The sequence below is a fragment of the Streptomyces sp. NPDC002265 genome (assembly GCF_040296125.1).
Taxonomy (GTDB): domain Bacteria; phylum Actinomycetota; class Actinomycetes; order Streptomycetales; family Streptomycetaceae; genus Streptomyces.
On record NZ_JBEOWS010000198.1, the window covers coordinates 1 to 18,285 of the forward strand.

Sequence of the window (18,285 nt, forward strand, 5' to 3'; positions counted from 1 at the left end):
GGTCCGGCTGTGAAGCCGGACCCCGCACCCCGCGTTCGTCAAGCGCGGGCCTCCGGCGCTCAGGCGGTCGCCTGCGCCGCCTCGTTGATCAGACGGGCCACGTCACCGGGGCGCGAGACGCTGACCGCGTGGGAGGCGGAGACCTTCATGACGGAGGCCCCGGCCCGCTCGGCCATGTAGGTCTGCACCTGCGGGGGGATGTTCCGGTCCCCGTCCGCCACCAGCACCCAGGAGGGAATGTCCCGCCACGCGGGCGCGGACGCGCCCTCCGCCAGCGCGGCATCGGTCACCGGCCGCTGTGTCGCGGCCATGACGGCCGTGGTCTCCTCGGGGACGTCAGCGGCGAACTGATCGTGGAACTTGGCCTGTTCGATGTACAGGTCCATGACCTGCCTGCCGTCGGGCAGCGTCACCGGCACGGGCCAGAGCGTGTCGCCGAGGGTGCTGCCGGGGAACTTGCCCGACAGGGTGACGGCGCTCTCGCCCTCCTCCGGCAGGAACGCCGCGACGAAAACGAGCGCCTTGACCTCGGGCAGTCCCTTGGCCGCGTTGCTGATGACGGACCCGCCGTACGAATGGCCGACAAGGACGACGGGGCCCTCGACGGACGTCACGATCTGCCGGACGTAGTCGGCGTCGGTGGTGAGTCCGCGCAGCGGATTGGCGACGGCGATCACCGGATAGTCGTGCGCGAGCAGCTTGTCGACGACACCGTTCCAGCTGGAGGCGTCCGCGAACGCGCCGTGTACGAGGACGATGGTGGGCTTGTGTGCACTCATGGAAAATGGCCTTTCGACGTGCCGGGGGAATGTGGTCGGTGTGCGGTGTCAGTCGGTTCCGAGAGCCTTGCGCAGCACGTGGATGGCCTGCTCGATCGCGGCGGTCGACGTCTGGGTGCGGCGGACCGTGTTCAGCATCATGAAGTCGTGCAGGGAGGCGTTGTAGCGGATGCTGGTCGTCGGCACACCGGCCTGGATGAGCTTGCGGGCGTAGGCCTCGCCTTCGTCGCGCAGCACGTCGTTCTCGTCGACGACGACAAGCGCCGGCGGTAGGTCCCGGAGGTCTTCCAGCGTCGCCCGCAACGGCGAGGCGGTGATCTGGGCGCGCTCGGCGGGGTCGGTGGTGTAGGCGTCCCAGAACCATTCCATGGCCTTGGCCGTCAGATGCGGGCCGTGCGCGAAGGTCCGGTAGCTCTCGGTGTCCTGGGCCGCGTCGGTGACGGGGTAGTACAGCGACTGGTGCACGAAGGCCACGTCGCCCCGCTGCTTGGCCATATGGGTCAGCGCGGCGGTCATGTTGCCGCCGACCGAGTCACCGGCGACGGCCAGGCGGGTGGCGTCGAGGCCTTCGCCGGCGCCCTCGGTGGTGATCCACCGGGCGGTCGCGTAGGCCTGCTCGATGGCGACCGGGTACTTGGCCTCCGGGGAGCGGTCATACTCGACGAAGACCAGGGCGGCGTTCACCCCGACGGTCAGCTCGCGCACAAGCCGGTCGTGCGTGCCTGCGTTGCCGAGAATCCAGCCGCCGCCGTGCACGTAGAGGATGACGGGCAGAGGGCCAGAGCTGCCGACGGGCTTGAGGATGCGCACCCGCACGTCGCCGACCTCCGCCGGAACGGTGATCCACTTCTCGTCCACGTCGGGCTTCTCAATGTGCTGCGCCTGCACGTCGTCGAGCAGCTTGCGCGCGCCCTCGACCCCGAGCTCGTACAGCAGCGGCGGCTTGGCGGTCGCGTCGGCGAAATCCTGCGCGGCGGGCTCGAGAACGATGTCGCTCATGGTGTGTTCCTTCTCTGGCGATTAAGGAGGACTTTTCACACCATGGGACCAGGCCCGCAGCAGATGTGTGACACCAAAAGGTCCCGGGCAGTCGAGCGCGGCCCGGGACCGGACACCGGAGCAGGGGCTAGGAACGGAGTGCGCCGGGCTTCGGCAGCGGCTCGCCGTCCACGAAGAGATCGACATGCTCGTTGTAGAAGGCCGTCAGGCCCGCGATGCGGTTGGCGTGGATGGTCGGGAAGTCGTACGCCCAGGCGATGTCCTCGTGGGCGGCGGTGGCGCCGTCGAACGACCAGTAGCCGCTCGTCGTTCCCTTGTACGGGCAGCGGGTCACCGTGTCGGTCCGCCGCAGTCGGGTCCAGTCGACGTGCGCGCGGTCAAGGTAGTAGCGCGTCGGCAGGCCGGTCTCGAAGAGTTTGACGCACGCCGGCGCCTCTGCCAGGACCACGCCCTCCAGCTCCACGCGGACGCTGCTGGAGGAACGCACGGCGTCCACACGCGAGTACGGGCTCCTGGGGTGGACGAAGACGGGTTCGTCCTCCTCGAACCAGTAGTCGATGGCCGGCCACTCGAAGCGCACCGTGCCCTGGAGCGGCGCCGGGGCGTCCTTCCCCCACACCCAGGCGGCACCGGGGCGCGAGTCCCCGCCAACGGACAGAGTGTGCCGGTGCGCCGTGCCCGCACCGTGCTCCTCGGCGACCCCTTCGTCGTCGAGGACGCCGTCGACGAGGTCCCGCACCGGGATGCTGAACTGCGGATAGGCCTGCCACTCCCAGACGTACAGGGCGCGCCGCGTGTCGAAGACGGTGCGACCGCCGATCACGCCCCTGATACGGCGGGGCACCGGCTCCACGTGCCCGACGGGCACGAGGAAGCTCGGATGCAGAACACTTTCGGTTTCCATGGTCATCACCTAAGTCGGTCGTTCCGTGCCCGTTCGGACCGGACACGGAGAGTGTGTGCGCCCGGGACGCCCGCATCCTCGGGCCGTCACGGGCCGCGGGGTTCGTCCGGCGCCGACGCACACAGCGCTGAGCAGGGCTTGTTTCGCTGTCACAGCAGGTGGCGAAGGCCGGTCTGTGCGGGGAGACAGTCCCCCGTGGAGAGGAGATCACGCCGTGCACACGCCCACCCATTATGACGCCAACACTCATGACACTAACAAGACAACCTTCCCATGCACACTGTGCACACTGTCGCCGAGGGCCGGATCCGGCGGCGGCCTGACCCGGTAACGCGCCCGGCCACACCACCCGGTACCCCCAGCCGCGCCCGACCGGAACCGCGGCTCCCCTCCCCCACCGCTCCTTCGTCGGAGGATTCGCATGTCAGCGCTGCCCCTGCTCGCCCCCCTGCGACGTGTCACGACCGACGTGCTCGAAGTCGCCTATTACGAGACGGGCTCCCCCTACGGCGACACCGTCGTCCTTCTGCACGGTTTCCCCTATGACATCCACAGTTACGTGGACGTGGCCCCCCTGCTGGCCGAAGGCGGATTCCGCGTCATCGTCCCCCACCTGCGAGGGCACGGCCCCACCAGATTCCTGTCCGACTCTCTTCCCCGTTCCGGCCAGCAGGCGGCCCTGGGGGCCGACGTCATCGCGCTCCTGGACGCCCTCGGCATCGAGCGGGCCTACCTCGCCGGCTACGACTGGGGCGGTCGCGCGGCCACGGTCGCCGCGGCGCTGTGGCCCGAACGGGTCCTCGGCCTGGTCTGCGTCAACGGCTACCTGATCCAGGACATCGGCGCCGCCGTAAACCCCATCTCCCCCGAACTGGAGGCGGGTTTCTGGTATTTCTACTACTTCCTCACCGAGCGCGGCCGCACCGGACTGGCAGCCGATCCACGGGGCGTCGCCCGGGTCATCTGGAAACGCAACTCCCCCGTGTGGGCCTTCGGCGAAGCCGAACTGGAGCGGGCCGCTGAGGCCTTCACCAATCCGGACTACGTCAACGTCGTCATCCACTCCTACCGGCACCGGCTCGGCCTGGCACCGGGCGCGGACGCGTACGCCGATCTGGAAGCCCGCCTCGCCGGCCTTCCTCCGATCACCGTCCCCACGGTCACCCTGGACGGCACCGCCGACGGCAACTTCCCGGCGACCGACGGGTCATCGACCGCTCACCACTTCACCGGCCCCCGCCTGCACCTTCAGGTCGCGGACGCCGGCCACAACCTGCCGCAGGAACGCCCCGAGGCATTCGCCGCGGCGGTACGGGACGTACGGGCCCTGCGACGGGGACACCCCCGCCACGACTGCCTCACCCGCTGACACCCGACCGCGCGGCACCGCGACCCATCGCCGCGCCGACGTCACATCGGACCGCGCCCACCGGTCACAACGAGTGCGGGCGGCCACGCGGCCGCCTGACTGCCTCAGGAAAGGAAAACCATCATGTCGTACCCCTACCCGGAACAGAAGTACTTCGGAGACAACGGCGAGGTCAGCGCCGTGTTCCGGCCTGCCGACACCCCACCCGACCTCGGCGAGAGCGGGCCAGGCAAGGACGCTACCCACTATCTGGCCACCACCTCGACCACCCGCGGCGAGTTTGGGCTGTACCGCGTCGAGATGAGGCCGCGGGCCGGCGGCCCGAAGACGCACTTCCACAAGCGGATCTCGGAGTCGTTCTACATCCTGGACGGCACCGTGCGCATCTTCGACGGTGTGCGCTGGGTGGACGCCCGCAAGGGCGACTTCCTGCACGTGCCGCAAGGCGGTCTGCACGCCTTCCGCAACGACTCCGACGCACCGGCGGACATGCTCCTGCTGTTCACACCGGGCGCGCCGCGCGAGGAGTACTTCGAGCAGGTGTCGCAGCTGGCGCACGCCTCGCAGGAGGAGCGCTCCGCTTTCTTCGACCGGCACGACTCCTACTTCGTGGAATAGGTTCACCCCTCCGGTGTCCCGAGGCACCCGCGTCCTCCCCGCGGTCGTGGTCGCGGGACACCCGCCGTCGGGACGACCCAGGTTCGGGTAACGGGCAGCTTGTCACAACAACACCTTTCGTCCGGTCAACAAGGCAGGGCGCGGGCGTATCCGACCTCGCCGCCGCCCCTCTCAGCACGTCCTGGCCGTCACGCCCGACCGTCCCGCCCCCGGCAAAGGAGACCGCATGAAAGTCGTCGTTGCAGGCGCCACGGGACGGATCGGCTCGAGATCGGTCACCCGTCTGCGGGAACATGGGGCGCAGGTGGTGCCCCTCTCCCGCGCCCTGGGCGTCAACGTCGGTGACGCACACGCTCTGCGCCGAGCACTGCGCGGTGCGCAGATCCTGGTGGACATCACCGACGCGCCCTCGCGACAGCAGGACGTCAGCACGGCCTTCTTCGGCGACACCACCCGCAGCCTCCTGATGGCCGCCAGGGAGACCGGCGTCGAGCACTACGTGGCCCTGTCCGCCGTGGGCGCCGACCGCGTCGCCTCGGGTTACCTCCGGGCCAAGGCCGCACAGGAGGACCTCGTCCGCCGCTCCGCACTGCCGTATTCCCTGGTGCCCGCTGCTGCGGCCGGTCGCGACGGCGACGTCGCCGCCCCCTCGCCCACGTCGCCGTCGCGGTGCCGCTGTTCGGCGTCCTGGAGGCCGCCGGACCCGAGGAGCGACCGTTCGAGGACCTCGCCGCCGACGTGCTCGCCGCCCAGGACTGCGTGACTCCCGTGATCGGCGACGCACAGACGCCGTTCTTCGGTGCCCTGATCGGGGAGCGGACCCTGCTGCCCCGGACGCCCATCCGGGCCGTCACACGTTGGCCCAGTGGCTCAAAGACCGCTGATCCACCCGCGCCGCACCGTCTGACGACCCGCGGCATCCACCACCCCCACCCGTCTCCCCCGCCCCATGCCTTGAGGAAGGCCGCCCATGAGTGACCCGTCCCGGCCCACCGCGTCCCCGTCGAGCAGTGAGCTCGACCAGCTTCCCGACCGTGACCGCGAGGAGACCGCCGAGTGGCAGGCCTCCCTCGACGCCGTCATACGCAACGCCGGACCCGATCGGGCGGTGTACCTGATCCGGCGCATGCACGAGTACGCGGCCCGCGCCGGCCTGTCCGTGCCGGGGCTACTCACCACGGACTACGTCAACACCGTCCCGGCGGCCGCGCAGCCAGCGTTCGACGGCGACATCGCCATGGAAACCAGGATCACCGCCCTGAACCGGTGGAACGCCGCGGCCATGGTCACCCGCGGCTCCCGGCTCGGCCTGGGCGGACACATCTCCACCTACGCCTCGGCGGCCTGGCTGTACGAGATCGGCTTCAACCACTTCTTCCGTGGCAAGGAACAGGACGGTTCGGGCGACCAGTTGTTCCTCCAGGGGCACGCCTCGCCGGGCATCTACGCCCGGGTGTTCCTCGAAGGCCGCCTGAGCGAGCAGCAGTTGGACGGCTTCCGGCGCGAGGCCGGCGGTCACGGCCTCCCGTCCTACCCGCACCCCAGGCGCCTGCCGTGGCTGTGGGAGTTCCCGACCGTGTCCATGGGCCTCGGCCCTCTTGGCGCCGTCTACCAGGCACGCTTCAACCGCTATCTGCAGGCCCGCGGCATCAAGGACACCTCCGCCTCCCGCGTGTGGGCGTTCCTCGGCGACGGGGAGACGGACGAGCCGGAGGCCACAGCCGCCCTGACGCTGGCCTCCCGTGAGGGCCTAGACAACCTCACCTTCGTGATCAACTGCAACCTGCAACGCCTCGACGGACCCGTGCGGTCCAACTCCAAGATCGTGCAGGAGCTGGAGGCCCGGTTCCGCGGGGCGGGCTGGAACGTGGTCAAGACCCTGTGGGGCGAGGCCTGGGACCCGCTGCTGGCCCAGGACACCACCGGCGACCTGGTGCGCCGCCTGGGCGAGGAGCCCGACGCCCAGATGCAGACCTTCGCCGCGCGGGACGCCGCCTACATCCGCAAGAACTTCTTCGTCGGAGACGCCCTGTCCGCACTCTCCGCCACCCTGAGCGACGCCCAGGTGGTGGAGCTCTTCGAGGATTCCCGCGGTGGGCACGAGCCGTTGAAGGTGTACGCCGCCTACCGGGCCGCCGTCGAACACCGGGGGGCACCGACGGTGATCCTCGCCCAGACGGTCAAGGGGCACACCCTCGGGTCGGCGTTCGAGTCCCGCAACGCCAACCACCAGATGAAGAAGCTGACCATGGCGCAGTTCCGCGAGCTGCGCGACGTGCTGGATCTGCCCATCCCCGACAGCACCCTCGCCGGTGACGTCGTCCCCTTCTGGCATCCGGGGGAGAACTCGCCTGAGGTCCGGTACCTGCGCGAGCGGCGCGCCGCGCTGGGCGGTCCCGCCCCCGCGCGCCGTGTGATCGCCAAGCCGCTGCCGGAGCCCGCCGCGCAGCCGTTCGAGGCGCTGCTCAAGGGCTTCGGCCACCAGGAGGTCGCCACCACCATGGCGTTGGTCCGCCTGGTGAAGGACCTGATGCGGGACGGCCGCACCGGCGCCCGCTGGGTGCCGATCATCCCTGACGAGGCCCGTACCTTCGGTATGGAGTCGATGTTCCCTACAGCCGGCATCTACTCGCCGCGGGGCCAGACCTACGACCCCGTCGACGCCGACCAGCTGCTGCACTACAAGGAGAGCGAGACCGGGCAGCTCCTCATCGAGGGCATCACCGAAGCCGGTTCCATGGCCGAGTTCACCGCCGCCGCGACCTCGTACGCCACCCACGGCGAGCCGGTGATCCCGTTCTACATCTTCTACGCCATGTTCGGCTTCCAGCGCACCGGCGACCAGTTCTGGGCCCTCGCCGACCAGATGGGCCGCGGGTTCGTCGTCGGCGGCACCGCCGGACGCACCACCATGACTGGCGAAGGTCTCCAGCACGGCGACGGCCACTCGCACCTCCTGGCCGCCACCAACCCGGCGGCCGTCAGCTACGACCCGGCCTTCGCCTTCGAGATCGCGGTCATCGTCCGCGACGGCCTGCGCCGGATGTTCGGGGAGCGGCCCGAGAACGTCTTCTACTACCTCACGGTCTACAACGAGCCGAAGCCCCAGCCGCCCATTCCTGCGTGGCCCGGCATCGAGGAGGGCATCGTCCGCGGCCTGTACCCGTTCCGACCCGGCGCCCCCGCCGGGTCCGGCCCTCGGCTGCAGCTCCTGGCCTCCGGCACCGCCGTCCACTGGGCACTGCGTGCGCAGGAACTGCTCGCCGCCGACTGGAACGTGCGCGCCGACGTGTGGTCGGTGACGTCCTGGACGGAGCTGCGCCGGGACGCGATGGACGCCGACACCGCCCGCACGCGCGGCGAGACACGTGTGCCCTTCGTGACCGAGGCGCTCGCTGGTGCGCCGGGTCCGGTCCTGGCCGTCAGCGACTGGATGCGCCAGGTACCCGACCAGATCGGCCAGTGGATCGAGCAGGACTACTACTCACTGGGGACGGACGGATTCGGCCTGTCCGACACCCGCGAGGACGTACGGCGCTACTTCCGCGTGGACGCCGAATCGATCACCGTGACGGCCCTGGACCGGCTGGCACAGGCCGGACAAGTGGACCCCGACACCGTCGACCGCGCCCGCAAGCACTACGGCCTGGACACCTGAAGGAGCCATACGCCGCCATGACGATTTCCGTGACCCTTCCCGCGCTCGGCGAGTCCGTCACCGAGGGCACCGTGACCCGCTGGCTGAAGCAGCCCGGCGAGCACGTCCAGGAGGACGAACCGCTGCTGGAGGTGTCCACCGACAAGGTGGACACCGAGATCCCCGCTCCCGCCACGGGAGTCTTGCTGACCATCGTCGTCGGCGAGGATGAGACGGTCGAGGTGGGCGCCGAGCTCGCCGTCATCGGCCCGTCCGACGCCGAACCGTCGGCGGCGACCGCGGTCACCGCCGCCCTGGCCGCGCCGGTGACCGCACCGCAGCCCGCCCCCTCATCGGCGCCGGTCGCGCAGCCGCCCGCCGCGGCGCCGATGCCGCACCCCGCCGCCGCCCCGGCCCCGGTACCGCAACCCGCACCCGCCCCGATGCCGGCACCGGCACCGGCACCCGCGGCCGCTCCGGCTCCGCGCCCCATACCAGCAGCGGCTCCGCCGGCGGCTGCCCTGCGCGGGCACACCGCCGCCGTACCCCGGCTGCGCAAGGCCGTCGGCGACAGTCTCAAGCAGGCGCTGCTGGAGCAGGCGCAGCTGACCTCCACCGTCGAGGCCGACGCCACCGGCCTGCTGCGGCTGTGGCGGCGGACAGCGGACGGCTACATGGCCCGCGAGGGCTTCGCCCTGACACCGTTGCCGTTCTTCGTCCTGGCCGCCGCCCAGGCGCTCAAGGCACATCCCGTCATCAACGCCAGGATCGACACGGGCGGCGCGACCATCACGTACTACGACACCGAGAACGTCGGCATCACGGTCGACACCGACCAGGGGCCGGTGACTCCGGTGGTGCGGGGCGCGGGCGATCTGACCGTCAGCGGCATCGCCCGTGCCGTCCACGACCTCACCGACCACGCCCTCGCCGGCCGACTCACGCCCGCGGACGTGGCCGGAGCCACCTTCACGGTCTCCGACACCGGAACACGCGGCGCCCTCTTCGACACCCTCATCGTCCCGCCGCACCAGGCGGCCATCCTGGGCGTGGGAGCCGCGGTCAGACGGCCCGCGGTCGTACAGGACGGCGACGAGGAGTTCATCGGTGTCCGCGAACTGGTCCACCTCTCGCTCTCCTACGACCACCGGCTGGTGGACGGCGCGGACGCCGCCCGCTATCTGACCACCGTGAAGAAGATCGTCGAGGCTGCGGCGTTCGAGGACATACGCTGACGCGACGGCGGTGGCCACGGATACGCCGGACACGACCGCCGACGGTCCGGCAACACACGTCGGCCGGCCCCGGCCGCGGCTCCACCACGGCCCGACACGACGCCACTGCCCTGCGTCTCACCCACGAGGTGACCAGCGCAGATGAGTTGTGTGGCCGAAGACCAAATCTATACGCTCGCAGCTGGGGGTGTTCATGAAAGGCAAGAATCCGGGCTTCCTGTACGGGCGGCAGAGCGAGCGAGCGGTGCTGGACCGGCATCTGGCCAAGGTGCGCGATGGCCACAGCGCGGTGCTCGTGCTGCGCGGTGAGGCCGGTATCGGCAAGTCCGCCCTGCTGGAGTACGTGGCCGAGACCGCCGAGGGCTGCACCGTGGTGCGCGCGGCGGGTGTCGAGGCGGAGATGGAGCTGGCTTTCGGGGGTCTGCACCAGCTGTGCGCGCCCTTCCTGGACCGCCTCGGGCACCTCCCCGATCCGCAGCGGACGGCCCTGGAGACCGCCTTCGGGCTCAGCGCGGGCACTCCCCCGGATCGGTTCCTCGTGGGGCTGGCGGTCCTCAGCCTGCTCGCCGACGTCGCTGAGGAGACGCCACTCATCTGCCTCGTCGACGACGTGCAGTGGCTCGACCGCGTCTCCGCCCAGATCGTCGGGTTCGTCGCCCGGCGTCTGATGGCGGAGCGCGTAGGGCTGATCTTCGCCGTCCGCGAGGCGGACGGGGAACGCGCCCTGCAAGGGCTGCCCGAGCTCACCCTTGGGGGTCTGAGCGAGCCCGATGCCCGCGCCCTGCTGACCGCGGTGCTTCCCGGCCGGTTCGACGAACCGGTCCGCAGCAGGATTCTTGCCGAGGCGCGCGGCAATCCGCTGGCCCTGCTGGAACTGCCCCACAGCACCACCGCGGCCGAACTCGCGGGCGGCTACGCCTCACCGTCGATGGGGCCACTCATCGGCAGGCTCGAGCACAACTTCAGCCTGCGCGTCGAGGAACTGCCCCCGCAGACACGGCGGCTGCTGTTGCTCGCAGCGGCCGAGCCCGTCGGCGATGTCTCACTGCTCCGCCGCGCCACCGACATCCTCGGCGTGTCCATGAGCGAGGCCTCCCCCGCTGTGTCCGCGAACCTGCTGGAAGTACGCACACGGGTCCAGTTCCGGCACCCGTTGGTGCGCTCGGCCGTTTACCGCACGGCGGGACCGGCCGAGCGCCGGGAGGCGCACCGGGCACTGGCCGAGGCCACGGATGCGCGGTCCGACCCCGACCGCCGCGCCTGGCACCTGGCCCGCGCCGCTGCGGAGCCCGACGAGGCCGTGGCGGACGAACTGGCCCAATCGGCCGACCGCGCGCAGGCGCGTGGCGGCATCGCCGCATCGGCGGCCTTCCTGGAACGAGCGGCCGAGCTGACGCCCGATCCCTCCCGCCGCCGCAGCAGAGCGCTGGCGGCGGCCCGGGCCAAGTACCTGGCCGGAGCGTTCGACGCCGCGCTCGAGCTGCTGAACGTGGCCGAAATGGGCGCGCTCGACGATCTGCAACACGCCCAGGCCAGCCTGCTGCGCGGGCAGATCACCTTCGGATCCCGCAGTGCCGGTGCCACCGTGCCGCTGCTGCTCACGGCGGCCCGGGAGTTCGAGCCGCTCGACGCCGGCATCGCGCGCGAAACCTACCGGGACGCGTTCTACGCGGCCCTCACCGCGGGCCGCTTGTCCAGCGGCCCCGGCCTCGAGGAGGTCGCCCGGGCCGCACGCACCGCGCCCCCGACGGCTCACCCCGGACCCACCGACCTCTTCCTCGACGGCCTGGCCCTGGCCACCACGGACGGCTACGCGGCGGGCGCCCCGATACTGCGCCGCGCACTGAACACGCTGCGGTTCGGCGGCTTCACAGTGGAACAGTCACTGGGCTGGCTCCCGTTCGCCTGCCGCATGGCCCACAACGTGTGGGACTTCGACAGCTGGAGCACCCTGTCGGCCAAGCTCGTCCGTCTGGCACGGGAGACGGGAACGCTGTCCGTGCTCCCCTCGGCGCTCCTGCTGCGGCTGGCGAACCGGGTCTTCGCCGGTGATCTGGACGACGCGGACTCGCTCGCCGCGGAAGCGGTGACAATCGGCGAGGCCACCGGCAGCCACTTCCTCGCACACTACGGGGCGTTGGTGATCGAACCCTGGCGTGGCCGCGAGACCGAGACGCTGCGGGCGATCGGGACGATCACCGGCGACCGGACCCTCAGCGGCGAGGGAAAGGCGCTCACAGCTCCCCAGTGGGCGCTGGCCGTGCTGTACAACGGCCTCGGGCGTTACGAGGAAGCCTGCGACGCCGCCGCCAAGGGCTGCGAGTACCCGCAGGAGCTGGGGCTCGCCCTCTCCTCCCTGGTCGAGCTGGTGGAGGCGGCGACCCGCAGCGGGCAGCGGGACCTCGCTGTCGAGGCCGCCGACCGCCTCGCGACCATCTGCCAGGCCAGTGGCACGGCCTGGGCGACGGGCACCTCCGCGGTGGCGCGTGCCCTGATCAGTGAGGGGGACACGGCCGACGCCCTGTACCGGGAGGCGATCGCCCGGCTTGAGAGCACCCCGGTGCGGACGGCGCTCGCGCGCACCCGGCTGCTGTACGGCGAGTGGCTAAGCCGCGAGAACCGCCGCGCCGAGGCCCGGGATCAGCTGGCCCGCGCCCACGAGATCCTCGACCGGGCGGGCGCGGAGGCCTTCGCCGAGCGCGCCCGCCAGGAGCTGGAAGCCGCCGGGGAGACGGTGCGCAGGCGCGCCACCGGCACCGATGCGGCGCTCACGCCCCAGGAGGCCCAGATTGCCCGGCTGGCCGGCGAAGGGCTGACCAACCTCGAGATCGGCGCGCAGCTGTTCCTCAGCCCGCACACCATCGAGTGGCATCTGCGGAAGGTGTTCACGAAGCTCGGGATCCGATCCCGCAAACAGTTGGGCGCCGTGCTGCCGGGCGTGGCGGCGAGTCCCGCCTGACCCCCTGGGGGCGGCGCAGTCGGCCAGGCGATCCGCGTGCCGCGCCGCGCCCCGTCGGGAGCCCACGCGGGCCGCACAGACGGCCTCCCCACCACGCGGTGCGCCCACGGAACTCCTCGGACCACGGCCCGTGGCTCCGGGCTGTCCATGGCCGGTCCTGTCGAGGCCCAGTCCCGTCGAGGTCCAAACCCGGCCAGGAGCCCGAGGCGTGCAGGGCCAGGGGGTGGCCGGCCCCAGGGGCGTGCGGGGCCAGGGGGTGGGAGGCCCTGGCCACGTGGCGGCCACGGTACGACCACGGGGTGCCCCACGGTCTATCAGGGGCGCGGCAGTGCCCTTGTCGGCGCGAAGTTGGTGTCGGTGGCGAGGGAAGCCGCCGATCCCCAGCCAACAGAGGAGCCGATCGTGGACACATCTGTGATCGCAACCCGGCAGAGTCCGCAGTCGGTGATGGTGACCATCACTGCCGCGCCCGTGGAACTCAACGACGCGGTCTTCGTGTTCGGCCGCGTCCGGCCAGGACTGCTCAAGATCGCCAACCGGATCCTCCGAGATCCCGGCGAAGCCGAGGACGTCATCCAGGAGGCGTGGCTGCGCTGGCAGGGCACGGACCGCACCGTCGTCGCCGACCCCGGTGCGCTGCTCCGCACGACGACCGTCCGGCTCGCCATCAACGTGCTGCAGTCGGCACGCAGACGCCGCGAGTCCAGTGCCACCCCCTGGCTGCCGGAGTCCACGGACACCGGGATGACACCGGAGGCCCTGGCCGAACGCCAGGACTCGGTGGAACATGCCGTCCTGCTGCTTCTGCAGACCCTGACCCCCAACCAGCGCGCGGCGTACGTGCTGCGCGAGGCGTTCGGCTATTCCTACGACCAGATCGGCGACCTGCTCCGCCTGTCCGTGGCGAACGCACGGCAGCAGGTCTCCCGCGCGCAGGACCGACTGAACAACCGGCGGCACCGGCAGCACGTGGACGCGGCCACCCATCGGCGGCTCGTTCAGGCGATCTTCGTCGCCGCCCGCACCGGAGACCTCGACCGCCTGGAGCACGTGCTGACCGGCCAGGACGCGCCGTACTCCGGCGAGGGGACGGCCGCGCGCGACGGCGCGCCTTCCTACCGGGCCACCGCATGACCGGCACGTCGCACGAGGACGTGGTGTGCGAGGTGCGCACCGGCCCTGCCGACGATCGCACGCAGTCCTGCGCGACCGACCGGTGGGACGCCCTCGACCGCCTCCACCGCCGCGTCCAGGGGACGGTGGAACGGCGGCTGCGCGAGGAGACCGGGTTCGGGTTGAGTGAAGTACTGGCCCTGCGTTACGTGGGAAGGAGCTCCGCCGCGGACGCCGGCGCCGAACCCATGCGGCTCGGGGATGTGGCCAACGGGCTCGGCCTGAGTCAGTCCGCCACGAGCAGGTTGATGGCACGCCTGCGCCGACAGGGCCTGATCATCTCGAGCGCCGTCGACCACGACCGGCGCGGCGTGCAGGTGCTGCTGACCCCGGCGGGGCACGCCGCGCTGCGCCGTACCGCGTCCCGCTACGAACAGGTCGTCCGGGACGCGGTCCGCGATCTCGGCTCCCAGGAGGCGGATCCCCTCCTGTGGCATTTCCTCATCGGCGAGAGCGACGCCCGCACGGTCATCCGTTGAGGAAGTCGCGCACGACCGCCGTGAACTTCTCGGGACGCTCGATGTGCCCGAGATGGTCGGTCTCCTGCAGGATCACCAGCCGGGCGTCGGGAAGGAGCTGGTGCATCATGTGCGCCCAGCGCGGCCCGCAGATGAAGTCGTCCCCGCCGACCAGGACCAGGGTCGGAACGGTGAGCCGGGGTAGTTCCTCGCGGACGTCGAACGGGGGCTCCACCCCCCAGGCCGGTGCCGCGAACATCCGCAGGGATGCCCGCCCCGCGGCGAACTCCTCCTCGCGGCCCCAGTAGTCGTGGAAGTAGGCGGGCGAGATGGTGCGCAGCACCTTCGTCGCGCCCTCGTCGTCGGACCGGTCGAGTCGCGTGGTGAGACCCGCGACGTAGGTGGCCACTTCCGGCCGCTCGTCGGCGTGCCGCTGGACGAAGCTCTGCATGTTGGCCACGGCGGCCGCCCAGAACTCCTCTCCCGTCATCAGTGAGGTGTCGTACAGGATGAGGGACGCCAGGTGCTCGGGGTGGTCGAGGGCGTAGCGCTGCGCGACGAAGCCGCCGTGGGAGTGGCCCAGTAGGGCCACCTTGGCGCGGCCCAGGTGCTCGATCACCGCGTGCAGGAAGTGGGTGTAGGTGGCGAGGGTGTAGTCGCGTGGGTCGGCCAGCCGGCCGGACTCGCCCGTGCCGACCGGCTCGAGGTAGACGACGGTCATGCTGCGCTCCAGCTCGGGCATGCGCAGGTACTCCCAGCCGATGCCCGGCCCTCCGGAGTGGGCGACGCACACCGGGCCGGTTCCGGCGACGTGGTAGCGCTGGTCGACGGCGGCCCTGCCGTGCTGGACGACGAGGGTGTGGGTGCCCGGGGAGAGGGGGTCCCGGGGATCGACGGCTGGGCTGGGTAGGGGCCTCGGGCCCTGTGTGGCGTTCACAACTCACAGATGGTGCGACGGCCCGGAGCCCCGCTCAAGACATTGAGTCTGTTGTCACACTGTATTTCACACCGTTGCTCTCCGCCATGGAATGTCACAGGAACTCCCAGCGGACGGTCAGATACATGAGAGGCATCCGCGACGAGTAAGGAGACGCTGCCATGAGTTGGCGCGAGAGAGCGGCCTGCCGGGATGTCGACCCCGACCTGTTCTTCCCCATCGGCACCGCGGGTCTGACGCTGGTCCAGATCGACGAGGCGAAGGCCGTGTGCGCCCGGTGCCCCGTGCGGGAGCGGTGTCTGCAGTGGGCGCTGGACGTCGGGCAGGTCGAGGGCATCTGGGGCGGCACGACGGAGAGCGAGCGCCGCGCGACGCGACGACGCTCGGCACGTAAGGACGTCAAGCGGATCGGCGCAGGCATCCTGACCCGGACAACCCCGGCATGATCCTGTCCTACGGTCATGTCACACCTTCACCACTTTCTCGGTCCCTTCTGATGAGGGCAACGAAACCCGGTGCGGCAGCTCGTCGCCATGCACCGTTTCGTTGCGCAGACCCGGCCGCAAGGCGCTCCCGGTGATGTGTTGATGGTGGTAATGACATGAGCGACGCAATCGAACCGGTCACTACGGCGGGCAGCCGCAGCGGTGACAAAATCGCCGACTGGGCGAGAACACGGATGGGCATCGGGCCTACTACCACGACCGGCACTCGCAGGGCCCGTCCGGAGCACTGGTCGTTCCTGCTGGGCGAGATCTGTCTCTACAGCTTCGTCGTCCTGCTCGTCACCGGCGTGTATCTGACGTTCTACTTCCACCCGTCGTCGAACGAGGTCGTCTACGACGGCAGTTACGCTCCGCTGCGCGGCCAGTTCGTGTCCGAGGCGTTCGACTCGACGATGCACATCTCCTTCGACGTACGCGGCGGCCTGCTCATCCGTCAGGCCCACCACTGGGCGGCACTGATCTTCGTCGCCTCCCTGCTGGCCCACCTGATGCGCGTGTTCTTCACCGGCGCCTTCCGCAAGCCTCGCGAGCTGAACTGGGCGGCCGGTTTCGCCCTGCTCGTCCTCGGCATGTTCGGTGGTCTGACCGGCTACGACCTCCCCGGCGACCTCCTGTCGGGAACCGGGCTCGCCGTGGTGAACGGGACACTTTTGTCGGTACCGATCGTCGGTACCTACCTGTCGATGTTCCTGTTCGGCGGCGAGTTCCCCGGGCACGACCTGGTGCCCCGCTTCCACGTGATCCACGTCCTGGTCATTCCGGCGCTGATGCTGGCGCTCGTCGCCTTCCGCGCCTTCCTCGGGCACCGGCACCGACACACCCAGTACCCGGGACCAGGCCGTACGGAGCGAAACGTGGTCGGCCTGCCGATGCAGGTGTACGTGGTCAAGGCGGCTGGCTATTTCAGCATGGTCGCCGGGGTCGTATTCACCATCGCCGCGATCGCCCAGATCAACCCCGTCTGGGAGTTCGGCCCCTATCGCGCCGATCAGGTCTCCGCGGGATCCCAGCCCGACTGGTACATGGGCATCGCAGACGGGCTGCTGCGTGTCATGCCCGGGTGGGAGGTGAACTTCTGGGGCCACACCCTGGCCCTGGACAATCTGATCCCTCTCCTCGCCGGCTTCGGCTTCTTCCTCATCATGGGCGCCTACCCGTTCATCGAGGCCTGGGTCACCGACGACGACCGCGAACACCACCTGCCGGAACGGCCACGCAACCGGCCCGTGCGCACGGCGTTCGGCGTGGCATGGCTCGGCGTCTACCTGGTGGCACTGCTCGGAGCCGCGAACGACATCATCGCCGTGACCTTCCACATGTCGGTCAACACGGTCACCTGGACGGTCCGCATCGCCCTGTTCGTCGTACCGGTCGTCCTCTTCCGCGTGACCAAGCGCATCGCCCTGGGTCTGCAACGCCGCGATCGCGACAAGGTCCTGCACGGCCGCGAGACAGGCGTCATCAAGCGCCTGCCGCACGGCGAGTACGTAGAGGTGCACCAGCCCCTCGACCCCTACCAACTCCATGCCCTCACGGCGCACGAGCAGTACCGGCCCCTCGACCCGGGACAACGCGACGCAGACGGCCACGCGAGCGGCAAGGCGCGACGGCTGCGCGCGCGGCTCAGCCGCGGCTTCTACGGCGAGGGGACACAGATCCTCAAGCCCACCGTCCAGAAGTACAGGGAAATCACCGGCACACATCACTCCACCAGCAAAAGGGACTAAAAGAAATAAAGTGTCACAGCTGCGACACGCACACGGTCCTTGAAGGTGACAGCACACCGTTTCCCGAAAGGGCCTCCCATGAACCGCAGTTCCACCTACCAGCGGGTCCGCACCCCGCTCTCCCTCCTGGCCACTGCCTCCGTCGCCACCGCCCTCATCGCCACGGCAGTCGCCCCCGCCCACGCGGACAGAACCACGTCCGCACCGGACAGCGAGAAGAAGCCCACGGTGGTACTCGTGCACGGCGCGTTCGCCGATTCCACCAGCTGGAACGGCGTCATCAGGAGGCTGAGGCACGAGGGCTACCCCGTCGTCGCCGCGGCCAACCCTCTGCGCGGGCTGAACAACGACACCTCCTACCTCAAAGAGGTCCTGGCCGGCATCGACGGCCCGGTGGTCCTGGCCGGACACTCCTATGGCGGATCGGTGATCAGCAACGCCGCCCACGACGCCGACAACGTCAAGGCCCTGGTGTTCGTCGCCGCCTTCCTCCCCGAAAAGGGAGAGAGCGCCGTCGAGTTGTCGGGCAAGTTCCCCGGCAGCACCCTCGGCGATGCTCTGCACTCCGTGCCGGTCACCCTGCCGGACGGCTCCCGCGATGCGGACCTGACGATCGAACCGAGCAAGTTCCACCAGCAGTTCGCCGCTGACGTCCCCCGCAACACCACGGACCTCATGTCCGTCACACAGCGCCCGATCACCAACGCCGCCTTGGCGGACGACGCCTCCGAGCCCGGCTGGAAGAACATCCCGTCCTGGGCCGTGGTCGCCACCCAGGACCGCAACATCCCGGCGCAGACCCAGATCTTCATGGCAGAGCGCGCACACGCCCACATCACGCGCGTACGGGCATCGCACGCCGTGAGTGTCTCCCACCCCGCCGACGTCGCCGGGGTGATCGAGGCAGCCGCCCGGACCGTGCGCTGACCCACCGGTGCCGCGGGTCAGGGGGCGTCCTGGCACCGCCCCCTGACCCCCGCACAC

15 protein-coding genes are annotated in these 18,285 nt (G+C 70.4%); 11 read left to right on the top strand and 4 right to left on the bottom strand.

The features are described from left to right. Positions 1-59: 59 nt before the first annotated feature. From ABT085_RS28955 to ABT085_RS28965, 3 genes are all read right to left on the bottom strand, one after another. The gene (locus ABT085_RS28955) at positions 60-779 is read right to left on the bottom strand and encodes an alpha/beta fold hydrolase (RefSeq protein WP_351614130.1); all 720 of its coding nucleotides are present in this window, start codon (positions 777-779) and stop codon (positions 60-62) included. A 48-nt stretch (positions 780-827) separates the two neighbouring features. Beyond that, positions 828-1,778: an alpha/beta hydrolase gene (locus ABT085_RS28960; protein WP_351614133.1), complete on the bottom strand. Its 951-nt coding sequence runs from the start codon at positions 1,776-1,778 to the stop codon at positions 828-830. Positions 1,779-1,905: 127 nt separating this feature from the next. Beyond that, positions 1,906-2,682, bottom strand: coding sequence for a DUF427 domain-containing protein (locus tag ABT085_RS28965; RefSeq protein WP_093508491.1), 777 nt, complete (start codon positions 2,680-2,682; stop codon positions 1,906-1,908). 421 nt (positions 2,683-3,103) lie between these two features. Here ABT085_RS28965 and ABT085_RS28970 point away from each other — a divergent pair, with 421 nt between their 5' ends. From ABT085_RS28970 to ABT085_RS29005, 8 genes are all read left to right on the top strand, one after another. After that, positions 3,104-4,051 (top strand): alpha/beta fold hydrolase, encoded by a 948-nt coding sequence (locus ABT085_RS28970; RefSeq protein ID WP_351614137.1) that lies wholly within the window; start codon positions 3,104-3,106, stop codon positions 4,049-4,051. 123 nt (positions 4,052-4,174) lie between these two features. Next, positions 4,175-4,669, top strand: a complete 495-nt coding sequence (locus tag ABT085_RS28975; RefSeq protein WP_351614140.1) for a cupin domain-containing protein — start codon at positions 4,175-4,177, stop codon at positions 4,667-4,669. A 226-nt stretch (positions 4,670-4,895) separates the two neighbouring features. After that, entirely contained in the window at positions 4,896-5,432 is a 537-nt protein-coding gene (locus ABT085_RS28980; RefSeq protein WP_351614142.1) for an SDR family oxidoreductase, read from the top strand. A 207-nt stretch (positions 5,433-5,639) separates the two neighbouring features. Next, positions 5,640-8,327 carry a pyruvate dehydrogenase (acetyl-transferring), homodimeric type gene (gene aceE, locus ABT085_RS28985; protein ID WP_351614145.1) on the top strand — a complete coding sequence of 896 codons (2,688 nt, stop codon included), beginning with the start codon at positions 5,640-5,642 and terminating at the stop codon, positions 8,325-8,327. Between the two features lie 17 nt (positions 8,328-8,344). Continuing rightward, on the top strand, positions 8,345-9,541 hold the full coding sequence (locus ABT085_RS28990; RefSeq protein ID WP_351614148.1) for a 2-oxo acid dehydrogenase subunit E2: 1,197 nt from the start codon (positions 8,345-8,347) through the stop codon (positions 9,539-9,541). A 193-nt stretch (positions 9,542-9,734) separates the two neighbouring features. Continuing rightward, on the top strand, positions 9,735-12,500 hold the full coding sequence (locus tag ABT085_RS28995) for an ATP-binding protein (RefSeq protein ID WP_351614151.1): 2,766 nt from the start codon (positions 9,735-9,737) through the stop codon (positions 12,498-12,500). A 402-nt stretch (positions 12,501-12,902) separates the two neighbouring features. Further along, complete coding sequence (locus ABT085_RS29000; RefSeq protein ID WP_351614153.1) at positions 12,903-13,634, top strand: sigma-70 family RNA polymerase sigma factor; 732 nt, start codon at positions 12,903-12,905, stop codon at positions 13,632-13,634. Beyond that, positions 13,631-14,152, top strand: coding sequence for a MarR family winged helix-turn-helix transcriptional regulator (locus ABT085_RS29005; RefSeq protein WP_351614156.1), 522 nt, complete (start codon positions 13,631-13,633; stop codon positions 14,150-14,152). The genes ABT085_RS29000 and ABT085_RS29005 overlap by 4 nt, the downstream gene beginning before the upstream one ends. Here the strand turns inward: ABT085_RS29005 and ABT085_RS29010 are convergent. Beyond that, positions 14,142-15,068 carry an alpha/beta fold hydrolase gene (locus ABT085_RS29010; protein WP_351614159.1) on the bottom strand — a complete coding sequence of 309 codons (927 nt, stop codon included), beginning with the start codon at positions 15,066-15,068 and terminating at the stop codon, positions 14,142-14,144. The genes ABT085_RS29005 and ABT085_RS29010 overlap by 11 nt on opposite strands. 161 nt (positions 15,069-15,229) lie before the next feature. Here ABT085_RS29010 and ABT085_RS29015 point away from each other — a divergent pair, with 161 nt between their 5' ends. The 3 genes from ABT085_RS29015 (at position 15,230) to ABT085_RS29025 (ending at position 18,228) form a co-directional block, all read left to right on the top strand. Continuing rightward, positions 15,230-15,514, top strand: a complete 285-nt coding sequence (locus ABT085_RS29015; RefSeq protein WP_351614162.1) for a WhiB family transcriptional regulator — start codon at positions 15,230-15,232, stop codon at positions 15,512-15,514. A gap of 155 nt (positions 15,515-15,669) precedes the next feature. Then, positions 15,670-17,301, top strand: coding sequence for a cytochrome bc1 complex cytochrome b subunit (gene qcrB, locus ABT085_RS29020; protein ID WP_351614169.1), 1,632 nt, complete (start codon positions 15,670-15,672; stop codon positions 17,299-17,301). Positions 17,302-17,379: 78 nt separating this feature from the next. Further along, a complete protein-coding gene (locus ABT085_RS29025) occupies positions 17,380-18,228 on the top strand; it encodes an alpha/beta fold hydrolase (RefSeq protein ID WP_351614172.1) in 849 nt (282 codons plus the stop codon). The last annotated feature ends 57 nt before the right edge of the window (positions 18,229-18,285 follow it).